At 73.1% G+C, this 26,381-nt stretch carries 26 protein-coding genes; 12 read left to right on the forward strand and 14 right to left on the reverse strand.

Going from position 1 to position 26,381, the window contains the following annotated elements:
* Positions 1-66 precede the first annotated feature (66 nt).
* Complete coding sequence (locus ACZ4TG_RS34810) at positions 67-927, forward strand: C40 family peptidase (RefSeq protein WP_468171203.1); 861 nt, start codon at positions 67-69, stop codon at positions 925-927.
* 187 nt (positions 928-1,114) lie between these two features.
* Here ACZ4TG_RS34810 and ACZ4TG_RS34815 read toward each other — a convergent pair whose 3' ends face one another.
* Both ACZ4TG_RS34815 and ACZ4TG_RS34820 read right to left on the reverse strand, forming a co-directional pair.
* A complete protein-coding gene (locus tag ACZ4TG_RS34815; RefSeq protein ID WP_468171206.1) occupies positions 1,115-2,083 on the reverse strand; it encodes a hypothetical protein in 969 nt (322 codons plus the stop codon).
* A 23-nt stretch (positions 2,084-2,106) separates the two neighbouring features.
* On the reverse strand, positions 2,107-2,511 hold the full coding sequence (locus ACZ4TG_RS34820; protein ID WP_468171209.1) for a hypothetical protein: 405 nt from the start codon (positions 2,509-2,511) through the stop codon (positions 2,107-2,109).
* A 254-nt stretch (positions 2,512-2,765) separates the two neighbouring features.
* On the opposite strand from ACZ4TG_RS34820, the gene ACZ4TG_RS34825 reads away from it, so the two are divergent.
* From ACZ4TG_RS34825 to ACZ4TG_RS34845, 5 genes are read left to right on the forward strand one after another with little or no spacing between them, the layout of a single operon-like run.
* Positions 2,766-3,242 (forward strand): hypothetical protein, encoded by a 477-nt coding sequence (locus ACZ4TG_RS34825; RefSeq protein WP_468171212.1) that lies wholly within the window; start codon positions 2,766-2,768, stop codon positions 3,240-3,242.
* Positions 3,243-3,258: 16 nt separating this feature from the next.
* Positions 3,259-5,061: a peptidoglycan-binding protein gene (locus ACZ4TG_RS34830; protein ID WP_468171215.1), complete on the forward strand. Its 1,803-nt coding sequence runs from the start codon at positions 3,259-3,261 to the stop codon at positions 5,059-5,061.
* Positions 5,058-5,816 (forward strand): ABC transporter ATP-binding protein, encoded by a 759-nt coding sequence (locus ACZ4TG_RS34835; RefSeq protein ID WP_468171218.1) that lies wholly within the window; start codon positions 5,058-5,060, stop codon positions 5,814-5,816. Before ACZ4TG_RS34830 ends, ACZ4TG_RS34835 begins: the two co-directional genes overlap by 4 nt.
* A complete protein-coding gene (locus tag ACZ4TG_RS34840) occupies positions 5,813-7,063 on the forward strand; it encodes an ABC transporter permease (protein WP_468171221.1) in 1,251 nt (416 codons plus the stop codon). The genes ACZ4TG_RS34835 and ACZ4TG_RS34840 overlap by 4 nt, the downstream gene beginning before the upstream one ends.
* 44 nt (positions 7,064-7,107) lie before the next feature.
* Positions 7,108-7,422 carry a hypothetical protein gene (locus tag ACZ4TG_RS34845; RefSeq protein ID WP_468171224.1) on the forward strand — a complete coding sequence of 105 codons (315 nt, stop codon included), beginning with the start codon at positions 7,108-7,110 and terminating at the stop codon, positions 7,420-7,422.
* Between the two features lie 4 nt (positions 7,423-7,426).
* Here ACZ4TG_RS34845 and ACZ4TG_RS34850 read toward each other — a convergent pair whose 3' ends face one another.
* A complete protein-coding gene (locus ACZ4TG_RS34850; protein WP_468171227.1) occupies positions 7,427-8,710 on the reverse strand; it encodes a geranylgeranyl reductase family protein in 1,284 nt (427 codons plus the stop codon).
* A gap of 97 nt (positions 8,711-8,807) precedes the next feature.
* On the opposite strand from ACZ4TG_RS34850, the gene ACZ4TG_RS34855 reads away from it, so the two are divergent.
* Positions 8,808-9,335 carry a GNAT family N-acetyltransferase gene (locus ACZ4TG_RS34855; protein ID WP_468171230.1) on the forward strand — a complete coding sequence of 176 codons (528 nt, stop codon included), beginning with the start codon at positions 8,808-8,810 and terminating at the stop codon, positions 9,333-9,335.
* Positions 9,336-9,357: 22 nt separating this feature from the next.
* Here ACZ4TG_RS34855 and ACZ4TG_RS34860 read toward each other — a convergent pair whose 3' ends face one another.
* The gene (locus ACZ4TG_RS34860; RefSeq protein WP_468171233.1) at positions 9,358-10,269 is read right to left on the reverse strand and encodes a glutaminase; all 912 of its coding nucleotides are present in this window, start codon (positions 10,267-10,269) and stop codon (positions 9,358-9,360) included.
* 12 nt (positions 10,270-10,281) lie between these two features.
* Positions 10,282-10,971 carry a demethylmenaquinone methyltransferase gene (locus ACZ4TG_RS34865; RefSeq protein ID WP_468171236.1) on the reverse strand — a complete coding sequence of 230 codons (690 nt, stop codon included), beginning with the start codon at positions 10,969-10,971 and terminating at the stop codon, positions 10,282-10,284.
* 365 nt (positions 10,972-11,336) lie between these two features.
* On the opposite strand from ACZ4TG_RS34865, the gene ACZ4TG_RS34870 reads away from it, so the two are divergent.
* Positions 11,337-12,149 (forward strand): DUF3152 domain-containing protein, encoded by an 813-nt coding sequence (locus ACZ4TG_RS34870; protein ID WP_468171239.1) that lies wholly within the window; start codon positions 11,337-11,339, stop codon positions 12,147-12,149.
* Positions 12,150-12,176: 27 nt separating this feature from the next.
* Here ACZ4TG_RS34870 and ACZ4TG_RS34875 read toward each other — a convergent pair whose 3' ends face one another.
* The 3 genes from ACZ4TG_RS34875 to ACZ4TG_RS34885 are packed head-to-tail and all read right to left on the reverse strand — an operon-like array spanning position 12,177 to position 15,801.
* On the reverse strand, positions 12,177-13,436 hold the full coding sequence (locus ACZ4TG_RS34875; protein WP_468171242.1) for an ABC transporter permease: 1,260 nt from the start codon (positions 13,434-13,436) through the stop codon (positions 12,177-12,179).
* Positions 13,433-14,269, reverse strand: a complete 837-nt coding sequence (locus tag ACZ4TG_RS34880) for an ABC transporter ATP-binding protein (protein WP_468171245.1) — start codon at positions 14,267-14,269, stop codon at positions 13,433-13,435. Before ACZ4TG_RS34880 ends, ACZ4TG_RS34875 begins: the two co-directional genes overlap by 4 nt.
* Positions 14,266-15,801: a peptidoglycan-binding protein gene (locus ACZ4TG_RS34885; RefSeq protein ID WP_468171248.1), complete on the reverse strand. Its 1,536-nt coding sequence runs from the start codon at positions 15,799-15,801 to the stop codon at positions 14,266-14,268. The genes ACZ4TG_RS34880 and ACZ4TG_RS34885 overlap by 4 nt, the downstream gene beginning before the upstream one ends.
* A 430-nt stretch (positions 15,802-16,231) precedes the next feature.
* On the opposite strand from ACZ4TG_RS34885, the gene ACZ4TG_RS34890 reads away from it, so the two are divergent.
* The 3 genes from ACZ4TG_RS34890 to ACZ4TG_RS34900 all read left to right on the forward strand — a co-directional run bounded on the left by ACZ4TG_RS34890 (position 16,232) and on the right by ACZ4TG_RS34900 (position 18,147).
* The gene (locus ACZ4TG_RS34890; protein WP_468171251.1) at positions 16,232-16,642 is read left to right on the forward strand and encodes a hypothetical protein; all 411 of its coding nucleotides are present in this window, start codon (positions 16,232-16,234) and stop codon (positions 16,640-16,642) included.
* Between the two features lie 141 nt (positions 16,643-16,783).
* Complete coding sequence (locus ACZ4TG_RS34895) at positions 16,784-17,755, forward strand: hypothetical protein (protein ID WP_468171254.1); 972 nt, start codon at positions 16,784-16,786, stop codon at positions 17,753-17,755.
* Between the two features lie 50 nt (positions 17,756-17,805).
* Positions 17,806-18,147, forward strand: coding sequence for a response regulator transcription factor (locus ACZ4TG_RS34900; protein WP_468171257.1), 342 nt, complete (start codon positions 17,806-17,808; stop codon positions 18,145-18,147).
* Here ACZ4TG_RS34900 and ACZ4TG_RS34905 read toward each other — a convergent pair.
* The 5 genes from ACZ4TG_RS34905 to ACZ4TG_RS34925 all read right to left on the reverse strand — a co-directional run bounded on the left by ACZ4TG_RS34905 (position 18,113) and on the right by ACZ4TG_RS34925 (position 23,746).
* Entirely contained in the window at positions 18,113-18,760 is a 648-nt protein-coding gene (locus tag ACZ4TG_RS34905) for an imidazolonepropionase-like domain-containing protein (RefSeq protein WP_468171260.1), read from the reverse strand. The two genes, ACZ4TG_RS34900 and ACZ4TG_RS34905, sit on opposite strands and share 35 nt — an antisense overlap.
* Before the next feature lie 13 nt (positions 18,761-18,773).
* Positions 18,774-19,973 carry a cyclic dehypoxanthinyl futalosine synthase gene (mqnC, locus tag ACZ4TG_RS34910; protein WP_468171262.1) on the reverse strand — a complete coding sequence of 400 codons (1,200 nt, stop codon included), beginning with the start codon at positions 19,971-19,973 and terminating at the stop codon, positions 18,774-18,776.
* A 73-nt stretch (positions 19,974-20,046) separates the two neighbouring features.
* Positions 20,047-21,741: a serine/threonine-protein kinase gene (locus ACZ4TG_RS34915; RefSeq protein ID WP_468171265.1), complete on the reverse strand. Its 1,695-nt coding sequence runs from the start codon at positions 21,739-21,741 to the stop codon at positions 20,047-20,049.
* A 57-nt stretch (positions 21,742-21,798) separates the two neighbouring features.
* On the reverse strand, positions 21,799-22,620 hold the full coding sequence (locus ACZ4TG_RS34920) for an MBL fold metallo-hydrolase (RefSeq protein WP_468171268.1): 822 nt from the start codon (positions 22,618-22,620) through the stop codon (positions 21,799-21,801).
* A gap of 262 nt (positions 22,621-22,882) precedes the next feature.
* On the reverse strand, positions 22,883-23,746 hold the full coding sequence (locus tag ACZ4TG_RS34925; RefSeq protein WP_468171271.1) for a menaquinone biosynthetic enzyme MqnA/MqnD family protein: 864 nt from the start codon (positions 23,744-23,746) through the stop codon (positions 22,883-22,885).
* Positions 23,747-23,984: 238 nt separating this feature from the next.
* On the opposite strand from ACZ4TG_RS34925, the gene ACZ4TG_RS34930 reads away from it, so the two are divergent.
* Complete coding sequence (locus tag ACZ4TG_RS34930; RefSeq protein ID WP_007265804.1) at positions 23,985-24,188, forward strand: cold-shock protein; 204 nt, start codon at positions 23,985-23,987, stop codon at positions 24,186-24,188.
* Positions 24,189-24,434: 246 nt separating this feature from the next.
* On the opposite strand, the gene ACZ4TG_RS34935 is transcribed toward ACZ4TG_RS34930, so the two are convergent.
* The gene (locus ACZ4TG_RS34935; RefSeq protein ID WP_468171274.1) at positions 24,435-26,222 is read right to left on the reverse strand and encodes a lytic transglycosylase domain-containing protein; all 1,788 of its coding nucleotides are present in this window, start codon (positions 26,220-26,222) and stop codon (positions 24,435-24,437) included.
* Between the last annotated feature and the right edge of the window lie 159 nt (positions 26,223-26,381).

A 26,381-nucleotide genomic window follows, 5' to 3' on the forward strand; every position in this document is an offset into this window, starting at 1 on the left:
CGCACAACTGTGGCGCAGACCACGTTTCTTGAAGCGAGCGGCCGCGCCCTGATAGCGGTTAGTCCCATGTCCCACACCGCTCACATACCCAGCCACCGGAAGCCCCGCCGCAGCGCCTCGAAGCTCGCGGTCCGCGCCGGAGTTGCCGGTGGCGTCCTCAGCACCCTGGCCATGGCCGGCACCGCGAGCGCGTCCCCGTCCGCAGAGCCCGTGGCCGAGACGACGCTCGAAATGCCGGTCCTCAACCTGGACCTGAGCGCCGACGTCGCGTCGGCCGTCACCACGGCCGCCGAGAACACCCGCGCCGCAGCCGTCGAAGGCGAGCTGAACGCCCAGGAGGAGAGCGCCCGTACCGGCGCCGCCGCCGAGGCGAAGAAGGCGAAGGAAGACGCCCAGCAGAAGGCCGACGCCGAGAAGAAGCAGAAGGAGGAGGCGGACCGCAAGGCCGCGGCCGAGCGCGCCAACCGCAGCTCCGCCCGCTCCTCGCTGACGAACGTCTCCGCCTCGGACGACGGTTCCTTCTCGAAGAGCACCGGCAGCAGCGCCGGCACCACCGCCTCCAAGCCGGCCACCGGCTCCGCCGCGGCCATCGTGAGCTTCGCCCGCGCGCAGGTCGGCAAGGCGTACGTCATGGGCGCCACCGGCTCCTCGGCGTACGACTGCTCGGGCCTCGTGCAGGCCGCGTACCGCCAGGCCGGCATCAGCCTGGCCCGCACCTCGCAGTCGCAGTCCCTCGCCGGCACCTCGGTGTCGCTGAGCAACCTCCAGGCGGGCGACATCCTGTACTGGGGCTCCAAGGGCAGCGCCTACCACGTCGCCATCTACGTCGGCGGCGGCAAGTTCGTCGGCGCGCAGAACCCCAGCACCGGCATCGTCGAGCGCAACATGAGCTACGACATGCCGACGGGCGCCGTCCGCGTCCTCTGAGCCGTCCGAGCCTCCTGAGGCGCCTGAGGGTGCCGCGGGAGCCCTGCCGGGTCGTCCGAGCCGCTCTCGGAGGGCCTGAGGGGCTCTCAGCCGCCCTCGTGCGCCCGGCGGCCGACCGCGCACGCGAAAGGGCCGGTACTCCCCCGCTCGGGGGTGGAGTACCGGCCCTTCGGCATGCCCGCGCGCCTCAGGCGAGGCTCGCCGCCAGCTTCAAGCGGGCGTCGCGCTGCTTCCCGTACAGCGCGAGCGTCTCGGCGTGCTCCTCGACGAGCCGCTCCTGGTACGCCTTCTCCACCGCGGCCCAGACGCCCACCAGGTTCACCTCGCGCTTGCACGCGACGTCCGCCTTGGCCGCCGTGACGGCTCTGGGGCCGCCCTTGTCGTTCGACAGGCCGAGCTTCTCGACGACCTCGTAGGGCGTACTGATCCCGCCATAACCGGACTTGTCCATGCAGGCCGACCACTTCTTCAGCACGTCGGCGACCCGGGAGTCCTGCTTGGCCCGGTCGTGCGCCTCCGAGGACAGCCCGAAGGCGAAGAGCAGGTCGACGCTGTCCTTCGCCGGGGCGTACAGCTTGCGGAACGACTCCCGCCCGCAGCCGCCCGGCGGAACCTTCAGGCCGCCGGACGTCAGACCGCTGTCCACCGCCGCGGCCTCCTCCTCGTTCCCGGCGTCCGGGGCCCGGCCGCCCTGCGCGCCGCGCTGTTCGCCGTACATGACGACGTACGCGCTGTCGCTCAGCTGCGGGGCGGCAGGCTTGACCGGAGCGCCCTCCCCCGCCTCCTTGTCGTACCCGTGCGCCGCCGCGTACACCGGATCCGCCAGGCCGAAGAGGTACCGGTGGCGGTCCTCGGGAGCCCCGGCGGCGGCCGGCGCGGACTTCGGCGCCTCGTACGTGAACCCGTACCGGGCCATGCACTGGGCGGTCAGCTTGCTCTGGACCTGGCCCATCCGCCGCGACTCGGCCTCGGTGTCCGTGTACGCGTCCAGCGGCAGGGCCAGCCCGGCGGTGGCCGGGTCGGTCTCGACCGGACCGAGCGCGGGCTCACCGCCCGCGGCGCCCCCGCCCCCGCCACCGCCGGAGCAGCCGGCCAGGAGCGTGACCGCCAGGAGGACGCCGGCGGCTGCCGGGGCAGGGCGGTGAGTGGTGCGCATCGCGAGGAACTCCTTGGGCAGCGTCAGTCGAGGAAGGTGGCCGAGGTGATGGTGTTCTTGAAGTTGGCGCTGGCGTTGCCGATGTAGCCGGGGGGAATCTGTCCGACGATTCCGCCCAGGCTCATGTCGGTGCCCACCTTCCAGGTGTAGGTGTCCCGGTTCCAGTACGACTCGGTGTTGTCGTCGGTGGTGCCGTCATGGCCCTGGCACGAGCCCTTGAAGTAGTCGTTGGCGAAATTCCAGTCCGAGGCCCATAGGTCGAAGACACAGCCGGCGCGGTTCGTCTCATAGAAAAGACCGAACTCGCTGTTGTCCAGGTAGCCGTTCTTCTCCTCGGCTGCCGAAGTTCCGGCCGTTCCCAGCAGAAAGGCGCCGGCGGAAACGGCGGCGACACAGCCGACCGCCAGTTTGTGAACCGTCCTGTTCATCGCACTCTCCTTGCGTTTCGGGTGAATCCAGGCACGCCGAAGCAGTATCTGACCGGGGCATTCCGCCCGGCCGGATTCAACAGTCTCCGGCCAGTCGAGACAAGCGGTTTCAAGCCTGACGCAAAGTCACCCCTCGTGTCTCATACGCCACTTGTTGTGGCAGGTTCCGGTCGCCTAGCATCGCCCGGCGCACCCCTCCCCTCATCCACCGTGGGAGCGCCAATTCCACTTCTACGGCCGCAAGGGATTCCTTCGTGCGCGCACGCCATTTCGCCCCGCTGCTGCTCCTCTCGATTGCGCTGACCGGATGCGGGGGCGGCAATGACACCGGGGCCGCCGCCGGAAAGCCGGCTCCCCGCGCGAGCGACAGCCCTCCGCCCACGGCGGCGGAAATCGCCTACTACGACTGCCTGGAGCAGAACGGCGCGGCGATCGTTCACACCGCTGACGGAACTCCTCGCGTGGACAAGGACAAACCGATGAACGAAGCCGCGCACAAAGCCTGTGAACCACTGCTTCCGCCGCCCCCCTCGCCCGTCCAGGCGGCCCCCGGGGTACTGGCCGCGGGAAAGAGGGCGACCGACTGCATGCGGGCCGAGGGCGTCGCCTGGTATCCCGACCCGGATCCGGTGACCGGAGAGTTCACCGACGCGGGGCTCACCCCCGAACAGCGGACCAGCCTCAAGCGGGACCACCGGGAGGCCATGCGCAAATGCCTCCCCCGCAGCTGACCGGGCAGGGGAGAACATGCGCGACGGAATCCGCACGGCGGAACAGGACACGGTCCGGGAGGAACGCCCGGAGCCGGCGGAGCGCTCGGGCCGAGAGGAGGGCGCGGCCGCCGGGCGGTACCCGGACCCGGAGAGGCCCGGCGGGCTCGCACGGGGGCGCCGGGTCGTGCTCGGGGTGGTCGGCGGGGCCGCGCTGATGGCGGTCGGCGGACTGCTGGCGACCGCGCTGGTGAAATCCCCGGCGCAGGTCGCGGCGGAGGCCGGACCCCCCGCGCAGGGCGCGCTGACCGCGGAGGTCGAGCGGCGGGTGCTCGCCGACACGGTGGTGATGCGCGGGACCGTCGTAGCGGGTCAGAGCGTCGCGGTGGCCCCGCAGGGGGTCCGGGCCGAGGGCGCGGCCGCGGCCGTGGTGACCAAGCTGCCGCTGAAGGCCGGGGACGAGGTCACCGCGGGCCGGCTGCTCGCCGAGGTCTCCGGCCGGCCGGTGTTCGCCCTGCACGGCTCCCTGCCGATGTACCGCGACCTCAGGCCGGGCGCCACCGGCGACGACGTCGCACAGCTCCAGCAGGCCCTGCGCGAGCTCGGCCACGGCACCGGCGCCGACCCGAAGGGCGTGTTCGGTCCCGGTACGAAGGCCGCGCTCGGCGCGCGCTACCGGGCCCTCGGCTACGACCCGCTGCCGGCCGTGGCCGACGGGGGCGCCGCGCTCAAGTCCGCCCGGGACGCGCTGCGCTCGGCGCAGTGGGCGGTCGAGGACGCCGAGGCCCTGCCGGGCGGGCCGGGCGGGCCGGGCGCGGGCGGCGCCGCGGCCGAGGGGGGCGCCGCGGGTGTGCCCGCATCCGGGGGCGCCGCCGCGGCGGCCGCTTCCGGCGCGGCGAAGCCGGGCGGACCGGGGGCTGCCGGGGGCGCGGGGGGTGCCGCGAGTGCGCCCGTACCCGGGGGTGCCGCCTCGGCGGGCGCTTCCGCCGGGGGCACGAAGCCGGGCGGACCCGGGGCGGCCGGGGGCGCGAAGCCCGGCAAGGGCTCCGGCACGGGCACCGGGCGGGAGCTGGCGCGGGCCCGGCAGGCGCTTGGCGAGGCGAAGGCCGCCCTGGCCGCCGCCGAGGCCGCCGACGGGCCGATGCTGCCCGCCGCCGAGACGGTGTTCCTCGGTGCCTTTCCGGCCCGGGTCGGCGGGGTCGCCGTACAGGTCGGGGCCCCGGTGTCCGGGCCGCTGCTGACGCTGTCCGCCGGGGAACTCGTCGTGGAGGCCTACCTCAAGGACGACAAGAAGCAGCTGCTGCGCCCCGGGATGGCGGTGGTGGTGTCCTCCGAGGTCACCGGCGGCGACGTCCGGGGCAAGGTGGCCCTGGTCGCCGCCGAGCGGTCCACCGGCCGGCCTCCGGGGCAGCAACAGCAGCCGGGCCAGGGAGGCCAGGCCCAGGGGAGCCAGGACCAGAGCGGCGGCGGCGCCGACCTCGGGTTCCGGATGGTGGTCCGGCCGGACCAGCCGCTGCCCGCCGGGTTCGCCGGCCAGGACGTCCGGCTGACCATCGAGTCCGCCGCCACCGACGGCGAGGCGCTGGTGGTCCCGGTGACGGCCGTCTCCGCCGGCGCGGACGGGCGTACGGTCGTCACCGCGGTCGGTGCCGACGGGACGCAGCGGCGCATCGAGATCCGTACCGGAACCAGCGGCGACGGCTTCGTGGCCGTGTCCCCGGTCCAGGCGGACGCCCTCACGGCGGGGACGCGCGTGGTGACCGGGATCGCGCCGAAGGGCCCGGCCGGCGGAACGCCCGAGCGCACCGCGAAGGGTACGACGAAGGGGCCGGGCACATGAGGCTCCGCCGGACCCGCGACACCGGACCCGCCGCCCGGACGGCCGCCACCACGCCGACCCCCACCACGCCCGGCGGACCGGCCGAAGGCACCCCGGTGATCGAGTTCCGCGGGGTCGCCCTCACCTACCCCGGACCACCGCCCGTCCAGGCCCTCCACCCGTGCGAACTCACCATCGACCAAGGCGAGTTCATCACGGTGACCGGCCCCTCCGGATCCGGGAAGTCCACCTTCCTCAACGTCGCCGGGCTGCTCGACTCCCCCACCGCCGGCCACTATCTCCTGGACGGCATCGACACCGGCGCCCTGCCCGACCGCGAACGCACCGCCCTGCGCGGACGCCGGATCGGCTTCGTCTTCCAGTCCTTCCACCTGCTGCCCCACCGCTCCGCCCTGGAGAACGTCTCCCTCGCCATGCTCTACACCGCGGTCCCGCGCGCGCAGCGCCTCGTACGGGCCCGCGAGGCCCTGGACCAGGTCGGGCTCGCGCACCGGGCCGGCGCCGTTCCCGGGCGGCTCTCCGGCGGCGAGCGCCAGCGCGTGGCCATCGCCCGCGCCCTCGTCGGCCGGCCCTCGCTGCTGCTCTGCGACGAACCGACCGGCAACCTCGACTCCGCGAACGCCGCCTCCGTACTCGGCCTGCTCGACGAGCTGCACGGCGCCGGCATGACCGTCCTTGTGATCACCCACGACCCCGAGGTCGCCGCGCGCGGCCGGCGGACCGTCGCCATCCGGGACGGGCGGCTGCAGGTATGAGCGTCCCGCCGACCCGGCTCTCCGTACGCGACGCCCTGTCCGAGGCCCTCGCCGGGATGCTCCGCCGCCCCGGCCGGGCCGCGCTCACCGCGCTCGGCACGGTCCTCGGCGTGGGCAGCTTCGTCGCCGTGCTCGGGCTCACCGCCACCCTCTCCTCCCGGATCGACGGCCGCTTCAACGCCCTCACCGCCACCGAGGTGACCATCGAGGACGTCGCCGCCCAGCACGACGAGTTCGCGGGTCCGGCCCTGCCCGCGGACGCGGAGCGGCGGCTCGGCGCGGTCGCGGGCATCAGGCACGCCGGGGTGCTGTGGGCCGTACGGCTCGACCCGGCGACCCCGATCGGCGCCCTGCCCCCGTCCGCCGGGAACCGTCCCGCCGCGGCCGGCGCCGCGGCCGGCACCGCCGCCGGGGGCACCTCCGTCGTGGCCGCCTCCCCGGGAGCCGTCGCCGCGCTCGCCCCGACCCTCCAGCAGGGCCGCCTCTACGACGAGTTCGCGGAGCGCGGCCGCGCCCGGGTCGCCGTCATCGGCAGCGGGCTCGCCGAACGCCTCGGCATCACCACCCTCGCCACCCTGCCCGTCGTCCACGTCGGCCAGGAGCCGTTCACCGTGGCGGGCATCATCTCCGACGTGGAGCGCAGGCCCGAGTACCTGCTGTCGGTCCTCGTGCCCCGCGCCACCGCCGAGGAACTGTGGGGGCCGCCCGCCCCGGCCGGCGCGAGCATGCTGATCGACACCGAGCTCGGCGCCGCCCGCCAGGTGGCCGGCCTCGCCCCGCTCGCGCTGCGCCCCGACCACCCCGAGTACCTCAAGGCGGTGCCGCCGCCCGACCCGCGTCTGCTGCGCTCCGGGGTCGGCTCCGACCTCAGCGCGCTGTTCCTGCTGCTCGCCGGGATCTGCCTGGTCATCGGCGCCGTCGGGATCGCCAACACCACCCTGGTCGCCGTGCTGGAGCGCACCGGCGAGATCGGCCTGCGGCGTGCGCTCGGCGCCCGCGGCCGGCACGTGTCGGCACAGTTCCTCACCGAGTCGGCCGCCCTGGGCGCGCTCGGCGGGCTGGTCGGCACCTCCCTCGGCGAGCTCACCGTGGTCGCCGTGTCCCTGGCCCGCGGCTGGACTCCGGTGATCCACCCGGTCACCGTCGCGGCGGCGCCGCTCGCCGGCCTGCTCACGGGGCTGCTGGCCGGGCTGTATCCCGCCTGGCGGGCTGCCCGAGTCGAACCGGCCGAGGCCCTGCGAAGATAGCCGGGGCGCTCGCCCGACCGAACTGACCTGGAGGTGGTGGTCCCGTGCCCACCAGACGTTCCGCCGAGGACGGCGGCCACGGCGCCGCGGACCCCACCCCCGTGCCCGCCGCCACCGGGCTCGCGCTGCTCGCGGTAGGCGGCTGGCTGCTGTCCACCGCCCGCCCCTGGGCCAAGCCGGGGCACCCCGTCACGCTCGGCCTCGGCTGGACGGTCTCGCTGGCGCTGCTGGTGGGCGGGGTGGCGCTGCTGGCCCGCTCCATACGGGCGGTGCACGCGGCCCCGTACGAGCACCAGGGCGAGGCCCCGGACGAAGGAACGGGCCGGAACGGGGAGCACCCCGCCCGGCCCGCCGACTAGGCCGTCAGGCCCGGGGGGCCACCTTCGAGAGGCCGTTGATGATGCGGTCCATCGCGTCGCCGCCCGTGGGGTCGGTCAGGTTGGCCAGCATCTTCAGGGTGAACCGCATCAGCACCGGGTGGCTCAGGCCGCGCTGCGTGGCGACCTTCATGACCTTCGGGTTGCCGATCAGCTTCACGAAGGCGCGGCCCAGCGTGTAGTAGCCGCCGTACGTCTCCTTGAGGACCTTCGGGTAGCTGTGCAGCGCCAGCTCGCGCAGCGTCGGCGTGGACCGGGCGTGCGCCTGGACGATGACCTCGGCCGCGATCTGCCCGGACTCCATCGCGTAGGCGATGCCCTCGCCGTTGAACGGGTTGACGAGACCGCCCGCGTCACCGACCAGCAGCAGGCCCTTGGTGTAGTGGGGCTGCCGGTTGAAGGCCATCGGCAGGGCCGCGCCGCGGATCGGCTGCGTCATGTTCTCGGGCGTGTAGCCCCAGTCCTCCGGCATGGACGCGCACCAGGCCTTGAGGACCTCGCGCCAGTCCAGCTCCTTGAAGGCGGAGGAGGAGTTGAGGATGCCGAGGCCGACGTTGGACGTACCGTCGCCCATGCCGAAGATCCAGCCGTAGCCGGGCAGCAGCCGGTCCTGGGCGCCGCGCCGGTCCCACAGCTCCAGCCAGGACTCCAGGTAGTCGTCGTCGTGGCGGGGCGAGGTGAAGTACGTACGGACCGCGACGCCCATCGGGCGGTCCTCGCGCCGGTGCAGGCCCATCGCCAGGGACAGCCGGGAGGAGTTGCCGTCGGCCGCGACGACCAGCGGGGCGTGGAAGGTGACCGGGGTCTTCTCCTCGCCCAGCTTCGCCTGGACACCGGTGATGTGGCCGGTGCGCGGGTCGCGGACGGGCTCACCGACGTTGCAGCGCTCGTACAGCCGGGCGCCGGCCTTCTGCGCCTGGCGGGCCAGGGTCTCGTCGAAGTCGTCGCGCTTGCGGACGAGTCCGTAGTCCGGGAAAGAGGCGAGTTCCGGCCAGTCCAGCTGGAGCCGCTGCCCGCCGCCGATGATCCGCAGGCCCTTGTTCCGGAGCCAGCCGGCCTCCTCGGAGATGTCGATGCCCATGGACACCAGCTGCTTGGTGGCGCGCGGGGTCAGGCCGTCGCCGCAGACCTTCTCGCGGGGGAACGCCGTCTTCTCCAGGAGCAGGACGTCCAGCCCGGCCTTGGCGAGGTGGTAGGCGGTGGTGGAGCCGGCGGGCCCGGCCCCGACGACGATCACATCCGCGGAGTGTTCGGACAGGGGCTCGGTCACTGCGGGGTCTCCCGAAGGCTCGATAAAGGGTGCCCAACGGCACAGGACACGTGCAGTCTATGCAGCGAGAGAGATCACGATCAGAAGGGCTACTGCGTTGACCGGCTCGACCACCTCGCCGTCCCGGCCGCTCCCCGCCGTGCGGCTCCGCGTGCCCACCCACGAGGACGCCCACGCCTGGCACGGCGTCTTCGACGACCCCCGGGTCATGGAGTTCCTCGGCGGCCCCGCCGAACTGTCCTCGTACATGGAGATCACCGCGCGCCAGCGGATGCACGACGCACAGCTCGGCTACTGCCTGTGGACGCTGCTGGACGGGCAGGGGGCGGTCATCGGGTTCACCGGGGCGCAGCCGTGGCCCGCCGCCAAGGCCTGGGGGCCCGTCGGGGAGATCGAGATCGGCTGGCGGCTGGGGCGCGAGCACTGGGGCAAGGGGTACGCGTACGCCGCCGCGCTGGCCGCGGTGGAACGGGTCCGGGAGGCGGGCGTCGCGCGGGTGGTGGCGGTGATCGACGCCCGGAACTCCCGTTCGGTGGCGGTCGCGGAGCGGCTGGGGATGGACCTGGCGCAGGAGTTCACGACGCCGGGCGGCAACCCGGGCCGCCGCTACGCGCTTTCCCTGTAGGAGCGGTCCCGCGGGCGGCGGCTCAGAAGACCGACAGGCCGGTCAGCGTCGTGAAGCGGTCGAGGGCCGCCACACCGGCGACCGAGTTGCCCTGGGCGTCCAGCCCGGGGCTCCACACCGCGAGCGAGCACCGGCCGGGGACGACGGCGACGATGCCGCCGCCCACTCCGCTCTTGCCGGGCAGTCCGACGCGGTAGGCGAACTCGCCCGCCGCGTCGTACGTACCGCAGGTCAGCATCACCGCGTTGATCTGCTTGGCCTCGCTGCGCGTCAGCAGCCGCGAGCCGTCCGCGCGCAGCCCGTGCCGGGCCAGGAGGCGTCCGGCGCGGGCCAGGTCGGCGCAGGACATCTCGATGGAGCACTGCCAGAAGTAGTGCTCCAGCAGGGCCGGTACGGGGTTGTCGATGTTCCCGTACGAGGCCATGAAGTGGGCGACGGCCGCGTTGCGGTCGCCGTGGTCCTGCTCGGAGGCGGCCACCTCGGCGTCGAAGCCTATGGCCGGGTTCCCGCTCTCCTCCCGCAGGAACTTCAGGAGTTCGCTGCTCGCGTCGCCCGTCAGGGTCTGGAGCCGGTCGGTGACGACGAGCGCGCCCGCGTTGATGAACGGGTTGCGGGGGATGCCGTTCTCGTACTCCAGCTGCACGAGGGAGTTGAACGGGTTGCCGGAGGGCTCCCGGCCCACCCGCTCCCACAGGCTGTCGCCGCCCTCCGCCAGCGCCAGGGCGAGCGCGAAGACCTTGGTGACGGACTGGGCGGAGAAGGGGACCTGCCAGTCCCCCGCCCCGTACACGTTGCCGTCGAGGTCGACGAGCGCCATCCCGAACTGCGCGGGGTCGACGGAGGCCAGCGCCGGGATGTACTCGGCGGGCGTGCCGAGGCCGACCATCGGGGCGACGTCGGCCGCGATCTGCTCCAGCAGGCCTTGGTAGTCCACCGTGCCGCTGCGCTACTTGGTGCCGCGGTGCAGCGCCACGATGCCGCCGCTGAGGTTGCGCCAGGCGACCTTGCCCCAGCCTGCCTTCTGGAGCAGTCCGGCCAGCTCGGGCTGGTCGGGCCACTCGCGGACGGACTCGGCGAGGTACACGTACGCGTCGGGGTTGGAGGACACCACGCGGGCCACCGGCGGCAGCGCGCGCATCAGGTACTCCATGTAGACCGTGCGGAAGGGCGCCCAGGTGGGCTGCGAGAACTCGCAGATCACGACCTGGCCGCCGGGCTTCGTCACCCGGTACAGCTCGCGCAGTGCGGCGTCGGTGTCCTGGACGTTGCGCAGGCCGAAGGAGATCGTCACGGTGTCGAAGACGTCGTCCTTGAACGGCAGCTTCGTCGCGTCGCCGGCGGTCAGCGGCAGCCAGGAGTGCTTCTTCTTGCCCTCGCGGAGCATGCCGAGGGAGAAGTCGCAGGGGACGACGTACGCCCCGGTCGCCGCGAAGGGCAGCGAGGAGGTCGCGGTTCCGGCGGCCAGGTCGAGGACCTTGTGGCCGGGGCGGGCGGCGACCGCCTTGGCGACCTCCTTGCGCCACAGGCGCGCCTGACCCAGGGAGATCACGTCGTTGGTGAGGTCGTAGTTGGCCGCCACACCGTCGAACATGGAGGCGACTTCGTGCGGCTGCTTGTCCAGGGAAGCGCGGGTCACTGGCGTAGGCCCCTCGGGTGCGGTGCGGGTCGGGTCTTCGCCGCCATTCTCGCAGGCGGCGCCCTGCCCGGTCGCCGGGGGCACAACTGGCCCGAATGAGAGTTGCGCGGGACGGGTCGCTCGGCTTTGACTGGAGCGCGTGTGGCCCGAAACAGGCCAGACAAACAGCTACTTTCGGGCACGAACCGCATGAAACGCCTGCGCGTGCGCGTCGGTAGACCGAGCGAACAGAAGGCTCCTTCATGCCGGAAGGCCATCCGACCAGAGGGTCCCGCAGTGGCGCGCGCGCCGAGCGCCGGGCCGCCGAACGGCGCCGACGGCTACGTCGTACCCTCCTCGGCTCCGCGGTAATCGCCGTCCTCGCTGTGACGGCGTACACACTGCGCCCCCAGGACGAGGCGGCCCCGGTCGCGGACGGCCGGCCGGCCGGCTCCGGTGCCGGATCCGGCGCCGGTACGGGGCAGCCGGATCCCCAGCAGCCCTCGCCCGACGGCGGCGCCTCCCCCCTCCCCGGCGGGGCGGGCGCCAAGCCGGCGCCCTCCGCCCCCGCGGGCTCGCAGCCTCCGAAGCCGAACGCCTCCGGCGGCACCTCGACGCCGGCCCCGCCCGTCCCGGCGGCCGGCCCCGGGGTCTTCGCCGCCTCCACCGCCTCGGGCGCGCCGCAGGGCAAGGGCCGCACGCTGAAGTGGCGGATCGAGGTCGAGCAGGGCAGCGGGGTCGACCCCGAGGCCGCGGCCAGGTCCGTCGAGGCGATCCTCGGCGACCCGCGCGGCTGGACCCGCGACCCGGCGTACGGGTTCCAGCTCGCCGGTCCCGGCAAGCCGGTGGACTTCACCGTGAAGATAGCCACCCCCACCACCACCGACCGGCTGTGCGAGGTGGTCACCCCCGAACTGATCGGCGAGACCAACTGCCGGGCCGGCCACACCGTCGTGGTGAACCTCAAGCGCTGGCAGGAGGGATCACCCCAGTTCAACGGCGCCGTCGAGGAGTACCGGGCGCTGATCGTCAACCACGAGGTGGGCCACGAACTCGGCCGCGACCACGAGACCTGCCCCGGCCCCGGCCGGCCCGCGCCCGCGATGATGCAGCAGATCAAGGGACTGCTCGGCTGCACGGCGAACGCCTGGCCCTTCGACTCCAGCGGCAGCTACCTGTCGGGCCCGAGCGTCCCCTAGCTCCAGGCGAGGCCGCGCCCGGGACCGTCAGCGCCGCAGGGCCTCCGCAGGCTCGATCCGGGAGGCCCGCCACGCCGGGTAGAGCCCCGCGAGCACCCCGGTCACCAGCCCGATCGCGGGCGCGGCGAGGACCGTCATCGGGTGGACCACCGGCGTCCACTCGCGGAAGACGGCGACGAGCACCACCGTCAGCGTGCCCAGCGAGGTGCCGACGAGACCGCCGAGGGCGCCGAGGGCCCCCGATTCGATGAGGAACTGGCCGCTGATGTGCCGCCCGCGCGCCCCGAGGGCGCGGCGCAGCCCGATCTCCCCGGTCCGTTCCAGCACGGCGACCAGCGTCGTGTTGGCGATGCCCACGGCGCCGATGATCAGGCAGATGCCGGCGAGGACGAGGAAGAGCCGGCTCAGATCGGAGGAGACGGTGGTGCGCAGCATCCGCGGGTCCGGCGGGGCCACCGCCTTGAGGTACTCCGGGTGGTCGGGGCGCAGGGCCGTCGGGGCCAGCCGGGCCACCTGCTGGGCCGCGCCGAGGTCGGTGGCGATCAGCATGCGGGCGTCGCCGCCGCCCGGGGGCCCCCAGATCTCCTCGGCGGTGGTCCGCGGCACCACCACCGACAGCAGCAGGTCCGCCTTGCGCTGCACGTCGCCGATGATCCCGATCACGGTGAACGGCTCGTCGCCGATGAACACCGCGGGGGACGTGTCGAGGGTGGTGATCCCGAGCCGGGCGGCGGTGCCCGCCCCCAGCACGGCGACCCGCTGCCGGGTGCCGGAGTGGTACGCGTCGTAGAGCCGCCCCCGGTCCAGGCGCGGTACGGCCGCCCGCAGGGCCCCCGGTGAGGCGGCGACCACGTCGATCCGCTCCCCGCGCGCCGACCCGCCGACGGGCGCCGAGCGTACGGTCTGGTCCGCGCCGAGCCGGACCGGGTAGTAGACGCCCGCGCTCTGCACTCCGCCGAGCCGCTGGGTGCGCTCGTCGGCGTCGGCGGGAAAGCCCTGGCCGGCGAACTCGTTCCGGCTCTGGGCCACGTCCTCGACGCTGACCTCGGTGGCGCTCAGCACGCTGAAGCGGGCGTCGATCTGCGAGGAGGTGGTGGCGGTGAGGCCGAGGATGGCGACGAACGACCCGACGCCCAGCACCGTCCCCAGCGCGGTCAGCGCCGAGCGCGCCGGGCGCTGGACCAGCCCGGCGAAGGACTCGGAGAGCGCGTCGCGCAGCGCGAACCGGCTGGCCCGGTACGGCGGCCGGGCCCTCTCGGCGCTCCCGCGGCGCGGGAAGGGGCTCACGCGGCTGCCCCCGGGGCGGACCGCGGCGAACGCCCGGGCCGCGGCCGGTCCGGCTCGGGCTGTGACTGCTGCGGCTGCTCCGGCTCCTCGGGCCGCGGCCGGTCCGGCCCCGGCTGCGGCTGCTCCGGGCCCGGCTGTGGCCGCCCCGGCTGCGGCTGCTCCGCGAGGAGGCCGTCGCGGATGCTGACCGTACGGCCGCCCCGGCTCGCCACCTCCGGGTCATGGGTGATCACCAGGACGGTCATGCCGTCCGCGTGCAGCTCGTCCAGGAGTTCCAGCACGGTGCGGGCGTTCTCGGTGTCCAGGTTGCCGGTCGGCTCGTCGCAGAGCAGCAGCGAGGGCCGGGCCACCAGGGCCCGGGCGATGGCGACCCGCTGGCGCTCGCCGCCGGAGAGCCGGGTGGGCAGCGAGTCGACGCGGTGCCCCAGCCCGACCCTGATCAGGGCCTCGCGGGCGCGGGGCTCGCGTTCCTTGCGGGGGACGCCGTTGTAGAGCATGGCGAGCATGACGTTCTCCAGGGCGGAGCGGTGGGCGAGCAGGTGGAAGGACTGGAAGACGAAGCCGATCCGGCTGCCCCGCAGTGCCGTACGGCCGGCGTCGCCCAGCGCCCCCGTGTCCACCCCGTCCAGCAGGTACGTGCCGGACGTGGGCGCGTCGAGCAGGCCGGCGATGTTCAGGAAGGTGGACTTCCCCGATCCGGAGGGGCCGACGACGGTGACGAACTCACCGCGGCGCACCACCAGGTCGCAGGACCGCAGCGCGGCGACGGGAGGCGGCCCCGGGTATTCGAGCCCGACTCCGCGGAAGTCGATGACGGGTGCCCCCTCGGTCACCGCTTGGTCCCCTTGCCGCCCTTGTTCCCCGCGGTGCCGTTCCCCGCGGTGCCGTTCCCGGCCCGCTTGGGGTCGACGCCGGTGATCACGCTGTCGCCCTCGGCCAGTTGGCCCGAGCCGACCGGCTTGACCTCGACGAAGCCGTCGCCGGTCGTACCCGCCCGGACCTCCACCTGGCGCCGCTGCCCGCCGGGGCCCACCACCGTCACGCCGGTCCGCCCGTCGGCGCCCGCCGACACCGCGCTGACCGGCACCACCAGGGCGGCTCCGGACGTGGCGGCCGCCTCCACGGTCAGCCTTACGTCCTGTCCCGCGAGCGCGGGATCGAGCGGGCCGTCCGGCTTGATGACCAGGGCGTAGCCCGGCACCCCCGGCGGTGCGGGGGCCTTGCCGTCGGCGCCGCCGCCGCTCTGCGGCGGGGCCGGCGGTACGGCGGGCGTGTCGGCCACCGACTGCACCTGCCCGCCGGCCGTGACCCCGCTGACCTCGGACAGGATCTCCACCCGCTGACCGGCCCGGACCAGGCCCTTCTGGTGTTCCTGGAGCTGCCCGCGGATGACGGGCGCGCCGGCCGACAGGGTCATCGCCGGCCCGGTGGCGGCCGCGCCGACCTGGGTGTTCACCGCGGCGACCCGGGCGGGGAAGGCCTCCAGGAACACCACTTCGCCGGCCGGCAGCATCGGCCCGGCCGAAGCCTGCGCCTCGGTCAGCTTGCGGCGTGCCCGGTCCAGGTCCTCCTGGGCCCGGCTCACCGCGAGCTGTCCGCCGGAACTCTCCCCGGCGGGCAGCACCTTGTCGCCCTTGCCCGCCTTGTCCCCCTTGCCGGCGGGAGCGGCGGGGGGACCGCTCTCGGCGGCGGCCCGGCCGGCCTTGGCGTCCTGGAGGGCGCGCTCCGCGGAGGTCACCGCCTCCTGGGCGGATTCGACGGCCTTCCCGCCCTCGGCGAGCGCGGGCAGCGGGTCGTACCCGATCGACCGGTAGAACGCGCTGAGCGCGGCCTTGGTGCCCGCGCCGAAGTACCCGGCCCGGTCGCCGTCGGTGCGGTGGCCCCGGTCGGCGAGCGCCTTCTGGAGCTGGTTCACGTCCTCGCCGGTGGCCCCGGGCTTGAGGTCGCGGTACACGGGCAGCTTGCCCGGGAGGGCGAACACCGGCCGCCCGGAGACCTCCAGCAGCACCCGCCCGGCCTGTACCGAGTCCCCGTCGGCGACGGGGACCTTGGTGACGACCGGGGCCGCGCCGCCGGCCGCGGGCTGCACGGCCGGGGTGACCTGCACGGTCTGGGCGGCGGTCGCGGTGGCGCGCAGGATGACGGTGTCGCGCAGCACCCGCTTCTCGACCTTGGCCAGCAGTACGTCCATCGCGGGCGGTCCGGCCTCCGCCGCGGCCTGCGCGGGCGACTTGATCACGAACGAGGACCCCACCCCGACCGCGGTGAGCAGTACGGCCCCGCCCGCCACGGCCGCGATCCAGCGCCGCCGACCCGCCCGGCCCGGCCGCTCCGAGCCGGCCGCCTTCGCCCCTTCCGGGCTCATCCGGCCACACCTGCGAACGCGGCGGCCGCCGCCTGGGAAAACACGAGTTCGACTCCTTGATCCTGCCGCCCCGCGGTCCGGCAGCAGTCCGATGCCGGCAGGGGCCGCCCGAGCACGCTAAGCGCCTGGTCAAAGCCGTCACAACTGGCCCGAAGGCCAGTTGTGACGGCCAACCAAGATCGAATTGACTGGAGCCGAAGCAGGACCGGGAGAACTCCGTCCACGGCCTCGAGTACGTCGACAGGGGCTTCAACGGCCAGTACCTCAAGGGCCAGTACCTCAAGGGCAAGAAGAGCTGCGCACCGCGGCCACGCCTCGGAGACCTTAAGGAACCGGATCTCCTCCGCCGGCCAGTACTGCTGACGGCCCTGGCTCGCCGCCTCCGCGACCCGCTGACACCTCTCCCTTCCCACAGACAAAGGACTCCACCATGCGTACCAGCACCCAGACCGCCCTGCGCACCGCCGCCGCCTTCGCCCTCGCCCTCACCGCGGTCGGTGGCCTGAGCGTCGGCACCGCGAGCGCCGCCGACAAGGACGGCTACCTCACGAGCTACGAGTTCGGCCTCTTCTGCAAGCAGAACCAGCAGAACTCCGTCTTCGACCTCGAACACGGCGACGAAGACTTCAACGGCGACTTCTTCAAGGGCAAGCAGAGCTGCGCCCACGAGATGGTCAACGAGAACACCGAGTCGTACCTGAACCTGTCGCCCAGCTGCGGCCAGTACGTCTTCGTCAACCCCCAGATGACCGGCACCCAGGGCTGGGTCCCGGGCGGATACCGCGGCAACCAGACGGACACCTTCAAGCACCGCATCTCCTCCACCGTCGAGGGCTGCTGACACCCCGGGCGCGTCCCGCACCCCGGGCACGTCCCGCACCCCGGCCGCCGGCGCACCGGTGACCGGCCGCCGCGCACCCCGCCCGCAGACCTCCGGGCGGGGTGCGCGGCCCGCCCCCTCCTCCCGCTCCCGGAGCCCCCCATGCCTTCCCCCCACCGCACCGCCCGCCGCCTCGGAGCCGCCGGGCTGCTCCTCGCGCTCGCCCTCACCGGCTGCTCCTCCGCGGACTCCGCGTCCGGCGAGGACGGCGCCGAGCCGTCGATCGGCGACGTGCCCAAGCTGCTCGTCACCGACGAGCTGTCCCTCCCGCTCGACACGTACGTCCCCGGCCCCGACCAGATCGCCCTGCTGACCCGGGCCCAGAACGCCCTGGTCGGCCAGTGCATGAAGCGGTACGGATTCGGATTCCAGCCGGACGGCGACGGCAGCGGCTTCCCGGACCGCCGCCTGCACATCTACGGGTTGACGGATCCCGCCGTCGCGGCCCGCTACGGCTACGCCGACCCCAAGCCCCCGCGCACGGGCGCCGCCGCGAAGCCGGCGGGGAGGGAACTCGGCGCCAACGAAAAGCTGTTCCTCAACGGCGAGGAAGTCTTCGACCCGTCCAAGCCCGTGCCGATGAGCCAGGAGGAGGCGGAGGAGACGGGCCTGGGGGCGATCACCGTCGACGGACAGAAGGTCCAGGCCGGCGGATGCGGTCGCGAGGGATTCCTGAAGCTGTACGCACCGACCAAGGATTCCGTCGACATCATGTTCGCCCAGAACATGCAGACCGACGCGTACCTGCGGGCCGAAAAGGACAGCCGGGTGGTCGGCGCCATCAAGGAATGGTCCGCCTGCATGGCCGAGAGCGGATATCAGAGCGACGAGCCGGCCAGCCCGCACAAGGACCTCGGACTAACCGCCGCCGACCTCGGTTCGGCGAAGGGGATCGCCGCCGCCCAGCGCGATGTCGCCTGCAAGGAGCGGGTCAACCTGGTCGGCACCTGGCACACCGTCGAGGCCGCGCACGAACGGAAGTTGATCGACAAGCACGCGGAGAAGCTCACCCTGGCGAAGGAGCAGATGGACGAGCGGATGCGGCTCGCCGCACGCCTCACCTCCGGCGGCTGAAACTCGTTACTGGCTGGTATGATCACCCTCTGAGTTTTCTTGGGGGGTCAATGAAAACCGACCAGGTCATCCACCTGTCCGTACCCGACCACTTCCGGATCGACGACTGGATGAGCGAGCCGGCCGTCGCACCGACGGATTTCCATCTGACCACGCAGGAAACCGCGGTATTCCTCCGGCTGGCCACCGGGGCGTCGAATGCGGAGCTCGCCCGCCAGCTCAACCTGACGGTCAGCACCGTCAAATTCCACGTCTCCAACATCCGGGAGAAGTTCGGCGGGATCAGCCGGCTGCGCGTCTGCCTCATCGCCGCCCTCGCCCGCGAGACACCCACACTCCCGGCCGGCGCCCCGGCCGTCAGCGGCGGCGGTGCAGCAGCCGTCCGCCGATGACGGTCGCCACACAGGTACCCGCGCCCCGCTCCAGCAGTTCGGCCGGATCCGCCGCCGCGAACGCCGCGAACCGGGCCGGGGCACCCGGCTCCAGCACCCCGTAGAAGGCTTGTTCCGCCGCGTCCCGCCCGGCGAACGGGTCCAGGGAGGGCGCCCGCCCCGTCCGCGCCGCCGGGGGCAGCAGCGCCAGCCCCGAGCGGACCACCGCCGTGCGCACCGCCGGGACCTCGAAGCGGCCGGTCACCGCCACCACACCGCGCGCCAGCAGCTTCTGCGTCCCGCGCCGGGCGCTGTTGCCCCACCTGGCCTCGGTCATCCCGAGGCCGGCCAGCGCGGCCTCCCCGCTGATCGGGTCCGCGCCGAGCTCGGCGATCTCGTACGGATCGTCCGGGTAGTACGTCCGCTCCAGCAGCTCGTCCGCCCCGCACACCAGCAGCCCGGGCGTCAGCACCCCGGGCCAGCGGCGGACCCGGGCGTGCGGACGGGCCGCGCCGAGCTCCTCGTACGGACCCACCGCGGCGATCCGGTCGCCCTCGACCAGGACCGCGCCGCCGGGCAGCGGCGCGGATCCCGCTCCGGGGACGAGGAGTTCGGCGGTGTGCAGCGTCAGCATCGGTGCGCGGGCGTCAGTTCGAGGAGATGAGCTTCAGCTCGGGGTGCGCCGTACCGCCCTCGATGGCGGTGGAGGAGATGTGCGAGACCACGCGGTCGTCGACCGGGTCGTTCGCCGGGTCGTCGTGCACCAGGAGGTGCTCGTAGGTCGTCGCGCGCTGCGCCGGCGTACGGCCCGCCTTGCGGATCAGGTCGATGATCTCCTGGCGGTTCGAGCGGTGCTTGGCACCGGCCGAGGAGACCACGTTCTCCTCCAGCATGATCGAGCCGAGGTCGTCCGCGCCGTAGTGCAGCGACAGCTGGCCCGCCTCCTTGCCGACGGTGAGCCAGGAGCCCTGGATGTGGGCGATGTTGTCCAGGAACAGGCGCGCGATCGCGATCATCCGCAGGTACTCGAAGATGGTCGCCTGGGTGCGGCCCTTGAGGTGGTTGTTCTCGGGCTGGTACGTGTACGGGATGAACGCGCGGAAGCCGCCCGTGCGGTCCTGGGTGTCCCGGATCATCGCGATGTGCTCGATGCGCTCGGCGTTCGTCTCGCCCGTGCCCATCAGCATGGTGGAAGTGGACTCCACACCCAGCTCGTGGGCGATCTCCATGATCTCCAGCCAGCGCTCGCCGGACTCCTTGAGCGGGGCGATCGCCTTGCGCGGCCGCGCCGGCAGCAGTTCGGCGCCGGCGCCCGCGAAGGAGTCCAGACCGGCGGCGTGGATGCGCTTGATGGCCTCCTCCGCCGAGACGCCCGAGATGCGGGCCATGTGCTCGACCTCGGACGCGCCGAGGGAGTGGATGACCAGCTGCGGGAAGTCCTTCTTGATGGCCGAGAAGTGGTGCTCGTAGTACTCGACGCCGTAGTCGGGGTGGTGCCCGCCCTGGAACATGATCTGCGTGCCGCCCAGCTCCACGGTCTCCGCGCAGCGGCGCAGGATGTCGTCGAGGTCGCGCGACCAGCCCTTCTTGGTGTCCTTCGGGGCCGCGTAGAAGGCACAGAACTTGCACGCCGTGACGCACACGTTGGTGTAGTTGATGTTGCGCTCGATGATGTACGTCGCGATGTGCTCCGTGCCGGCGTAGCGGCGGCGGCGCACCGCGTCGGCCGCCTGGCCGAGCGCGTGCAGAGGGGCGTGCCGGTAGAGGTCGAGGGCCTCTTCCTTGGTGATCCGGCCCCCTTCGGCGGCACGGTCGAGGACAGACTGGAGAGCGGCCTGGTCGGTCACCGGTGCGTCACCTTTCGGCGGTGTGTCAAGGGTCCGGACCGATCCAGCGTACGCCAGGGGTTGCCGCGGCCGTTCAGGGGCTGCGGGTCAGATCGCCCTCGGGGTTTCCGGCCGGTCCGTCGCCGGACTTGTAATGGAGCGTTCCGTTCGCGTTCAGCGTGAAGCGCTCGTCGGCGGAGCCGTTGGAGCAGACGCCCGGCGCGGGGTTGGACCCGCCCGAGGTGTCGAGGACCAGGGAACGGTCGGTGGCCGAGGCCAGCTTCCAGTCACCGCTGCAGTCGGTGCCCAGGAGGGGCAGGACCGACTTGTCCCGGCCGACGACCTCGCCCACCTTCCCGCCCTTGATCGTGATCTCGAACTCGCTGGCCACCCCCATGCGTGCGGTGGTGACCGTCCCCTTCCACGTGCCGGTGAGCTCCTTGGGGACGTCGGTACGGGTCCCCTTGGGCGGCTGCGAAGCACCGCCGCTCGCGGTGGGCCCGCTCGCCGTGGGCCCGGTCGCATCCGCCGAGCCGGACGGACGCGTCGAGGCGGGCGGGGGGCTGCTCGCCACGTCCCGGCCCTTCCCCTGACCCGGCAGCAGGTCCAGGCCGTACAGCCCGCCGGAGAGCACCGCCAGCACGGCGGCCGCCGCGAGGACCACGGTGCAGCTGAACCGCCGCCCCGCCGCACGGACCGTCACCCGGTGCCCGTCGGACTCCGGCGCCGTCCGGGGGCCGGGCACGGCGCCCGAGCCCTCCTCGGGGGAACCGTAGGGGCCGTACGGGGACACCACCGGGCTCCCGTACGAGGGGTCGGGCGCCCCGAAGCCCCCGGCCGCGGACCGGCCTCCGTACGAGGGAGTCGTGAACGGCACCGGCCCCGACGGGCTCTCCGGAGCCGCCCCCTCCAGGTCCAGCAGGGCCACCGCCGCGCGGCTGGCCTCCTCCACCAGCGGCGCCGGCAGCCACCCCCGCACGCGCAGGGACCCCTCCAGCGCCGCCGCGACCGCCTCCGGAGCCGGCCGGCCGGCGGCCGACTTGGCCAGGCAGGCCTCGATCAGGTCCCGCAGGGCCCCGGGCGGGACCGCGTCGAGCTCCGGCGGCTCGTGGACCACCTTGTAGAGGAGCGTCGCGGAGTTGTCACCGGTGAACGGAGGCCGCCCCGTCGCCGCGAAGGCCAGCACCGCGCCGAGGGAGAACACGTCCGCGGCCCCGGTGATCCCCTTGCCCAGGATCTGCTCCGGCGACATGTAACCCGGAGAACCCACGGACACCCCGGTGGAGGTCAGCGAGGCCGTGCCGTCCGTGGCCCGCGCGATCCCAAAGTCGATCAGCCGCGGCGAGTCCAGCGTCAGCATCACGTTCGACGGCTTCACGTCCCGGTGTACGAGCCCCAGCCCGTGCACCGCCACCAGCGCCCGGGCCAGCCCCTCCCCGACCCCCCGCACCGAAGCCTCGGGCAGCGGCCCGTACGAGGCCACCGCCCGGTCCAGCGAGGGACCCGCCACGTACCCGGTCGCCACCCACGGCACCGGCGCCTCCGGATCCGCGTCCAGCACCGGCGCGGTCCACTCCCCGCCCACCCGCCGCGCGGCCGCGACCTCACGCCGGAACCGGGCCCGGAACTCCTCGTCGGCGGCGAAATGCGGGTGCACGATCTTCACGGCGACGGTCCGGCCGCCCGCGCTGCGCCCCAGGTAGACCCGGCCCATGCCGCCCGCGCCGAGACGGCCGAGCAGCCGGTACGCGCCGATGGTCCGCGGTTCGCCCGCTTCGAGCGGCTGCATCGCGCCCCCTCCCCCGAGTTCCTCGATCGTTTCAGGTCAACCAGCACCTTAGGGGTGTCACCGACCGGCCGGGGCCGTTCCGGCGGGCTCGAAACCGGCGAGCATCCGCTCCAGGGCCTCCTGGTCCGGCCCGGTGAAGGGGTCGATCCCCGCCGCGAGGCTCACCGTGTCGGCCATCCGGCCGGTGATCCCGGTGGCCGGCGGCAGGTGGGTGGAGACCACGGTCCGCGGCTCCATCTCCCGGATCGGCCGCACCGTGGCGAGGTACCTGTCCCGGTCCACGACGTGCACCCACGGGCTGTCCACCGAGGCCCACAGCAGCTGGGCTGCCCGCAGCTCCTCGGCGTCCACCGCCCCGGCCTCGCCGCCGGCCGCGAGCTCGAAGCCCGGCATGGGCGCACCGAAGCAGTCGGAAGTGAAACAGGCCCCCGAGCGGTCGTCGTAGAAGCCCACGGTCGCCGGGTTGTCGAAGAGCGGCGGCCGGAACGCGGCGAGGGTCCGGTCCCCGACGTCCAGGGACTGCCCCGGGTTGAGCAGGAAGACCCGGTCCAGGGGCAGCGGACGCTCGGTGGACATGATCCCGACGGCCAGGAACGTCGTCACGAGCCGCGCCTTCGGGGCGGCCTCCAGCAGGGCGAACAGCCCTCCGGTGTGGTCCCGGTCGGGGTGGGTCAGCCAGATCCACCGCACGTCGACCGGATCGATCGCGGCGCCCAGCACCTCCAGGAAGTCCCGGTCGGGCAGCCCGAGACCGGTGTCCACGACGACCGGCTCCTGGGCGTGCAGGACGTAGGCGTTGACGGGGAGGAAACCGACCCCGGGCACTTCGAGGGCGTCTCCCAGGACGGTGATGTCAGGGCCGACCTTGCGCGTGGTCATGGCGAAGCTCCGATGGCCCCCTGGCATGGAGAACGATCGCGGCCGCCGGGGAGAGCCGTCCCCCTCCGGGCTCCCTCCCCCTCCCCTTCCTCTTCCTCTTCCTTCATCGTGTGCCCCGCCCGCATTCCCGTCCAGTGGGACGGGAATGCGAAAGGGGAACGAATTCCCGGGAAACGGAAGATTCCCCTTTCCGGGATGCGGAACTCGCGGGGGATCCCCGGGCCCTCTCGGGAGCCCGAGTTCTCTCAGGGCATAAACCGCGTCAATGGTCCGCCACGGCCGCCGCGAGGAGCTCCACCGTGACATCCGCCGCGTACCCCGATGCCGAACCGGTACGGCGCGCGAATTCCCGTACGCCGGCCAGTTGCTCCGCACCGAAGCGGAAGTCGAGCGTGGTGAAGTACCGCTCCAGCAGCCCGGCGTCGAAGGCCTCCCAGCGGGCCGCCTGCTCGGCGACCTTGGCGACCTCCTCCAGGGAGACGTCCCGGGAGGCGAGGAAGGCCTCGTGGACCTCCCGGACGAGGCCGGGCTCACGGGCCAGGTAGTCCTTGCGGGCGGCCCAGACGGCGAAGACGAACGGCAGTCCGGTCCACTCCTTCCACATCGCCCCGAGGTCGTGCACGGCCAGGCCGAGCCGGGGGGCGTCGTGGAGCGAGGCGCGCAGCGCGGCGTCTCCGATCAGCACCGCAGCTTCCGCCTCCTGCATCATCAGCCCCAGGTCAGGGGGGCAGGTGTAGTAGTCGGGCCGCACTCCGTACTGCTCGGCGAGCAGCAGCTGGGCGAGGCGTACGGACGTACGGGAGGTCGATCCGAGGGCGACGCGGGCGCCGTCCAGCTGCTCCAGCGGCACCTGGGAGACGATCACGCAGGACATCACGGGGCCGTCGCAGCCGACCGCGAGGTCGGGGAACGCGACGAGTTGATCGGCGTTGCGGAGGAACTCGACGAGGGTGATCGGGGCGATGTCCAGGTCTCCCTGGACGAGGCGTTCACTGAGCTTCTCCGGGGTGTCCTTGGTCAGCTCCAGGTCCAGCAGCGTGCCGGTTCTGGCCAGCCCCCAGTAGAGCGGCAGGCAGTTCAGGAACTGGATGTGGCCGACGCGGGGCCGGCTGCGATAGACGTCCACATCGCGAGACTAGCCCCCGGTACTTCGTCAGCCATCGGGCGGGTCTCAAACGTCCGAGTGACGTGATCTTTCCCTCTGGTCTCGCCCCGAGGGTGCGTGCTAGGCTCGTCCGCAAGTTGCAGTTTGGTTTCCCTTGCAGTACGAGGCCTGCGGAGCATGTGACCCGCAGGCTTTTGTAGTTTTCAGACTTCTTAGCAGGTTCTGGAGCAGGGCGACCCTTTGGCCCATAGGAGGGCTCATGGCTACCGGAACCGTGAAGTGGTTCAACGCTGAAAAGGGCTTCGGCTTCATCGCCCAGGACGGCGGCGGCCCGGATGTCTTCGTCCACTACTCCGCGATCAACGCCTCTGGCTTCCGCTCCCTGGAGGAGAACCAGCAGGTGAACTTCGACGTCACGCAGGGTCCGAAGGGCCCGCAGGCGGAGAACGTTACCCCGGCCTAGTCGCCTGGCCGACCGGATCGCGGTTGGATTAGCAGTACCCAAGGAGCCCTGCCTCCTCCGTGCGAGCGGAGGTGGCGGGGCTCCTGCCTTTTGTGCCCTTCATGGTTTTCACGCCTTACGTACGCTTCGCGCCCTTCATGCCGTGCGTTCCGCCGCTGAAACCGCGCGTTCCGCCGCTGAAATGCCGCTGCCGCGGCCACCGTGAGGACGGTGACCGCGGCAGCGGCGTGTACGGCCGGGGAGCCGCTACGGCTTGGCCGCCGAGGCGGGCTTCGGAGCCGGGGACGTCGGCGTGGTGGGCGTCGTCGGCGTCGTGGGCGTGGTGGGCGTCGTGGGCGTCGTCTGGGCCGCGGTGATCTTGAGGGTGAGGATCAGTTCGACCTTCTCCGCCGTGATCACGCGCAGGCTGTACGTACCCGCGGGAGCGTCCGCGGTGAACAGCTCCGGCAGGACGATCTTGCCGTCGGCGCCGGTCGGGGCCAGGTCCAGGGTGGTCAGCTTCTCGCCGTCCTTGCCCTTGAAGTACGGGCCCTTCGCCGCCGCCGGGTCCACCGGGACCCACTTGCCGGTGGCCTCGTCCTTCACGACCAGGCCGGCGGTGGCCTTCGTACCGGCGACCGGCTTGCCCTCGGCGGTGGCCAGCAGCGTCACGGCCTTGAAGCTCTCCCCGGCGACGGCCTCCAGCGGCTTGTCACTGCCGTCCGTACGGGCCAGCAGGTCCGCCACCGGCTTCGCCGTGACCGTGCCCTTGAGCATCACGGTGAGCTCGCTCTTGACGTCGTACGCCGTGGCCCGGAAGGAGAAGGTGCCCGCCTTCGGGCCGGCGGTGAGCTCGGGGACGGTCGCGATGCCCTTTGCGTCCGTCACGGCCACCGCGGACGACTCCTTGCCGCCCTGGAAGCCCGTGCCTCCGGTGGTGTCGTCCGACTCGACCGCGAACACCACGCGCCGGCCGGCCGCCGGACTGCCGTCGCTGAGCAGCGCCTTGACCTGGGTGGTCTGCGCGAACGGCGTCCCGGCCTCGGCCTTGAGCTCCGCGCCGCCGACCAGCTCAAGCCGCGCCAGGCGGGGCGCCGGCTGCTCCGGCTCCGTCGGCGGCTTCGTGGGCGGGGTCGTCGGCGGGGTGGTGGGAGGAGTGGTGGGCGGGGTCGTCGGCGGCTTCGTGGGAGGCGTCGTCGGCGGCTTGGCGGCCGGCGGCTTCGCTGCCGGAGGCTGCGGGGTCGGCAGGACCCCCGACCCGGGCGGGGTCGGGTAGTTCCCGACGGGCGGGTTCGGCACCTCGGCCACGCCGCCGTCCTGGTACTGGCGCATGTACCCGAGCACGGTGTTCACGTACTCGCGGGAGTCGTTGTAGCTGAGGATCGCCCGGTCCAGCTTGGCCGGGTCCGAGAGGTCCTTGTCGCCCGCGCACAGGTAGAGGCCCGTGCCCAGCGCCGCGTCGTAGATGTTGTTCGGGTCGCGCTTGCCGTCGCCGTTGCCGTCGGCGCCCCACGTGGCCCAGGTGGAGGGGATGAACTGCATCGGGCCGATCGCGCGGTCGTACTCGGTGTCCGCGTCCCAGACGCCCTTGTCGGTGTCCTTGATCTCCGCGAAGCCGTTGCCGTCGAGGCGCGGGCCGCGGATCGGCCGGTCGGTGTAGCCGTCGGCCTTGAGGCCGTAGCCGGAGGCGTGCACCGACTCGACCCGGCCTATCGCGGCCACCAGCTGCCAGGGCAGTTTGCAGTTGGGGAGCGCGGCGGCCACCGCCGCCTCGGAACGCTTGTAGGCGTCGAGGGCGGTACCGGGTATCCCGCTGGCCCCTTCCGGGGCCCCGGCCGCCGCGGGCGGCTGGGGGTCGGCGATGTCCTCCGGCAGGTCCAGCCGGGCGTCGCCGCGGTCGGTGGCCTGCGGGCTGTCCGGTGTGGGCTCGGACTCCCCCGCACCGGCGGTCGTTGTGTTGGTCACGACCGCGGCGGTGGTCAGGCTGGCCGCGAGCGCGGCCGTGCACAGGACCTTGCGCGAGGTGTTGACTACATGACGGTGAAGCGGCTTCACAGTGCGGCGATCCCCCCAAGGCGGCCGGCAGGACGTGTGGCTGGTCGAGCCGTGAATCTTCTGTCTATCAGGTATTCGGACGCGACTCGCCGCCGCCCTGGCAGATATGACGCACCATTCGTCTCGGCTTCGCCGCCCGTTCGGACGGGACGTCCAGCA

The organism is Streptomyces sp. NPDC028314 (assembly GCF_055565795.1).

Bases quoted from the DNA above. Each gene is read 5' to 3' on its own strand.
- ACZ4TG_RS34840 (WP_468171221.1), top strand. From the start codon at position 5,813: ATGAGCGTCCCGCCGACCCGGCTCTCCGTACGCGACGCCCTGTCCGAG.
- ACZ4TG_RS34835 (WP_468171218.1), top strand. From the start codon at position 5,058: ATGAGGCTCCGCCGGACCCGCGACACCGGACCCGCCGCCCGGACGGCC.
- ACZ4TG_RS34830 (WP_468171215.1), top strand. From the start codon at position 3,259: ATGCGCGACGGAATCCGCACGGCGGAACAGGACACGGTCCGGGAGGAA.
- ACZ4TG_RS34905 (WP_468171260.1), bottom strand. From the start codon at position 18,760: ATGCTGACGCTGCACACCGCCGAACTCCTCGTCCCCGGAGCGGGATCC.
- ACZ4TG_RS34890 (WP_468171251.1), top strand. From the start codon at position 16,232: ATGCGTACCAGCACCCAGACCGCCCTGCGCACCGCCGCCGCCTTCGCC.
- ACZ4TG_RS34915 (WP_468171265.1), bottom strand. From the start codon at position 21,741: ATGCAGCCGCTCGAAGCGGGCGAACCGCGGACCATCGGCGCGTACCGG.
- ACZ4TG_RS34820 (WP_468171209.1), bottom strand. From the start codon at position 2,511: ATGAACAGGACGGTTCACAAACTGGCGGTCGGCTGTGTCGCCGCCGTT.
- ACZ4TG_RS34810 (WP_468171203.1), top strand. From the start codon at position 67: ATGTCCCACACCGCTCACATACCCAGCCACCGGAAGCCCCGCCGCAGC.
- ACZ4TG_RS34885 (WP_468171248.1), bottom strand. From the start codon at position 15,801: ATGAGCCCGGAAGGGGCGAAGGCGGCCGGCTCGGAGCGGCCGGGCCGG.
- ACZ4TG_RS34815 (WP_468171206.1), bottom strand. From the start codon at position 2,083: ATGCGCACCACTCACCGCCCTGCCCCGGCAGCCGCCGGCGTCCTCCTG.
- ACZ4TG_RS34920 (WP_468171268.1), bottom strand. From the start codon at position 22,620: ATGACCACGCGCAAGGTCGGCCCTGACATCACCGTCCTGGGAGACGCC.
- ACZ4TG_RS34895 (WP_468171254.1), top strand. From the start codon at position 16,784: ATGCCTTCCCCCCACCGCACCGCCCGCCGCCTCGGAGCCGCCGGGCTG.
- ACZ4TG_RS34930 (WP_007265804.1), top strand. From the start codon at position 23,985: ATGGCTACCGGAACCGTGAAGTGGTTCAACGCTGAAAAGGGCTTCGGC.
- ACZ4TG_RS34900 (WP_468171257.1), top strand. From the start codon at position 17,806: ATGAAAACCGACCAGGTCATCCACCTGTCCGTACCCGACCACTTCCGG.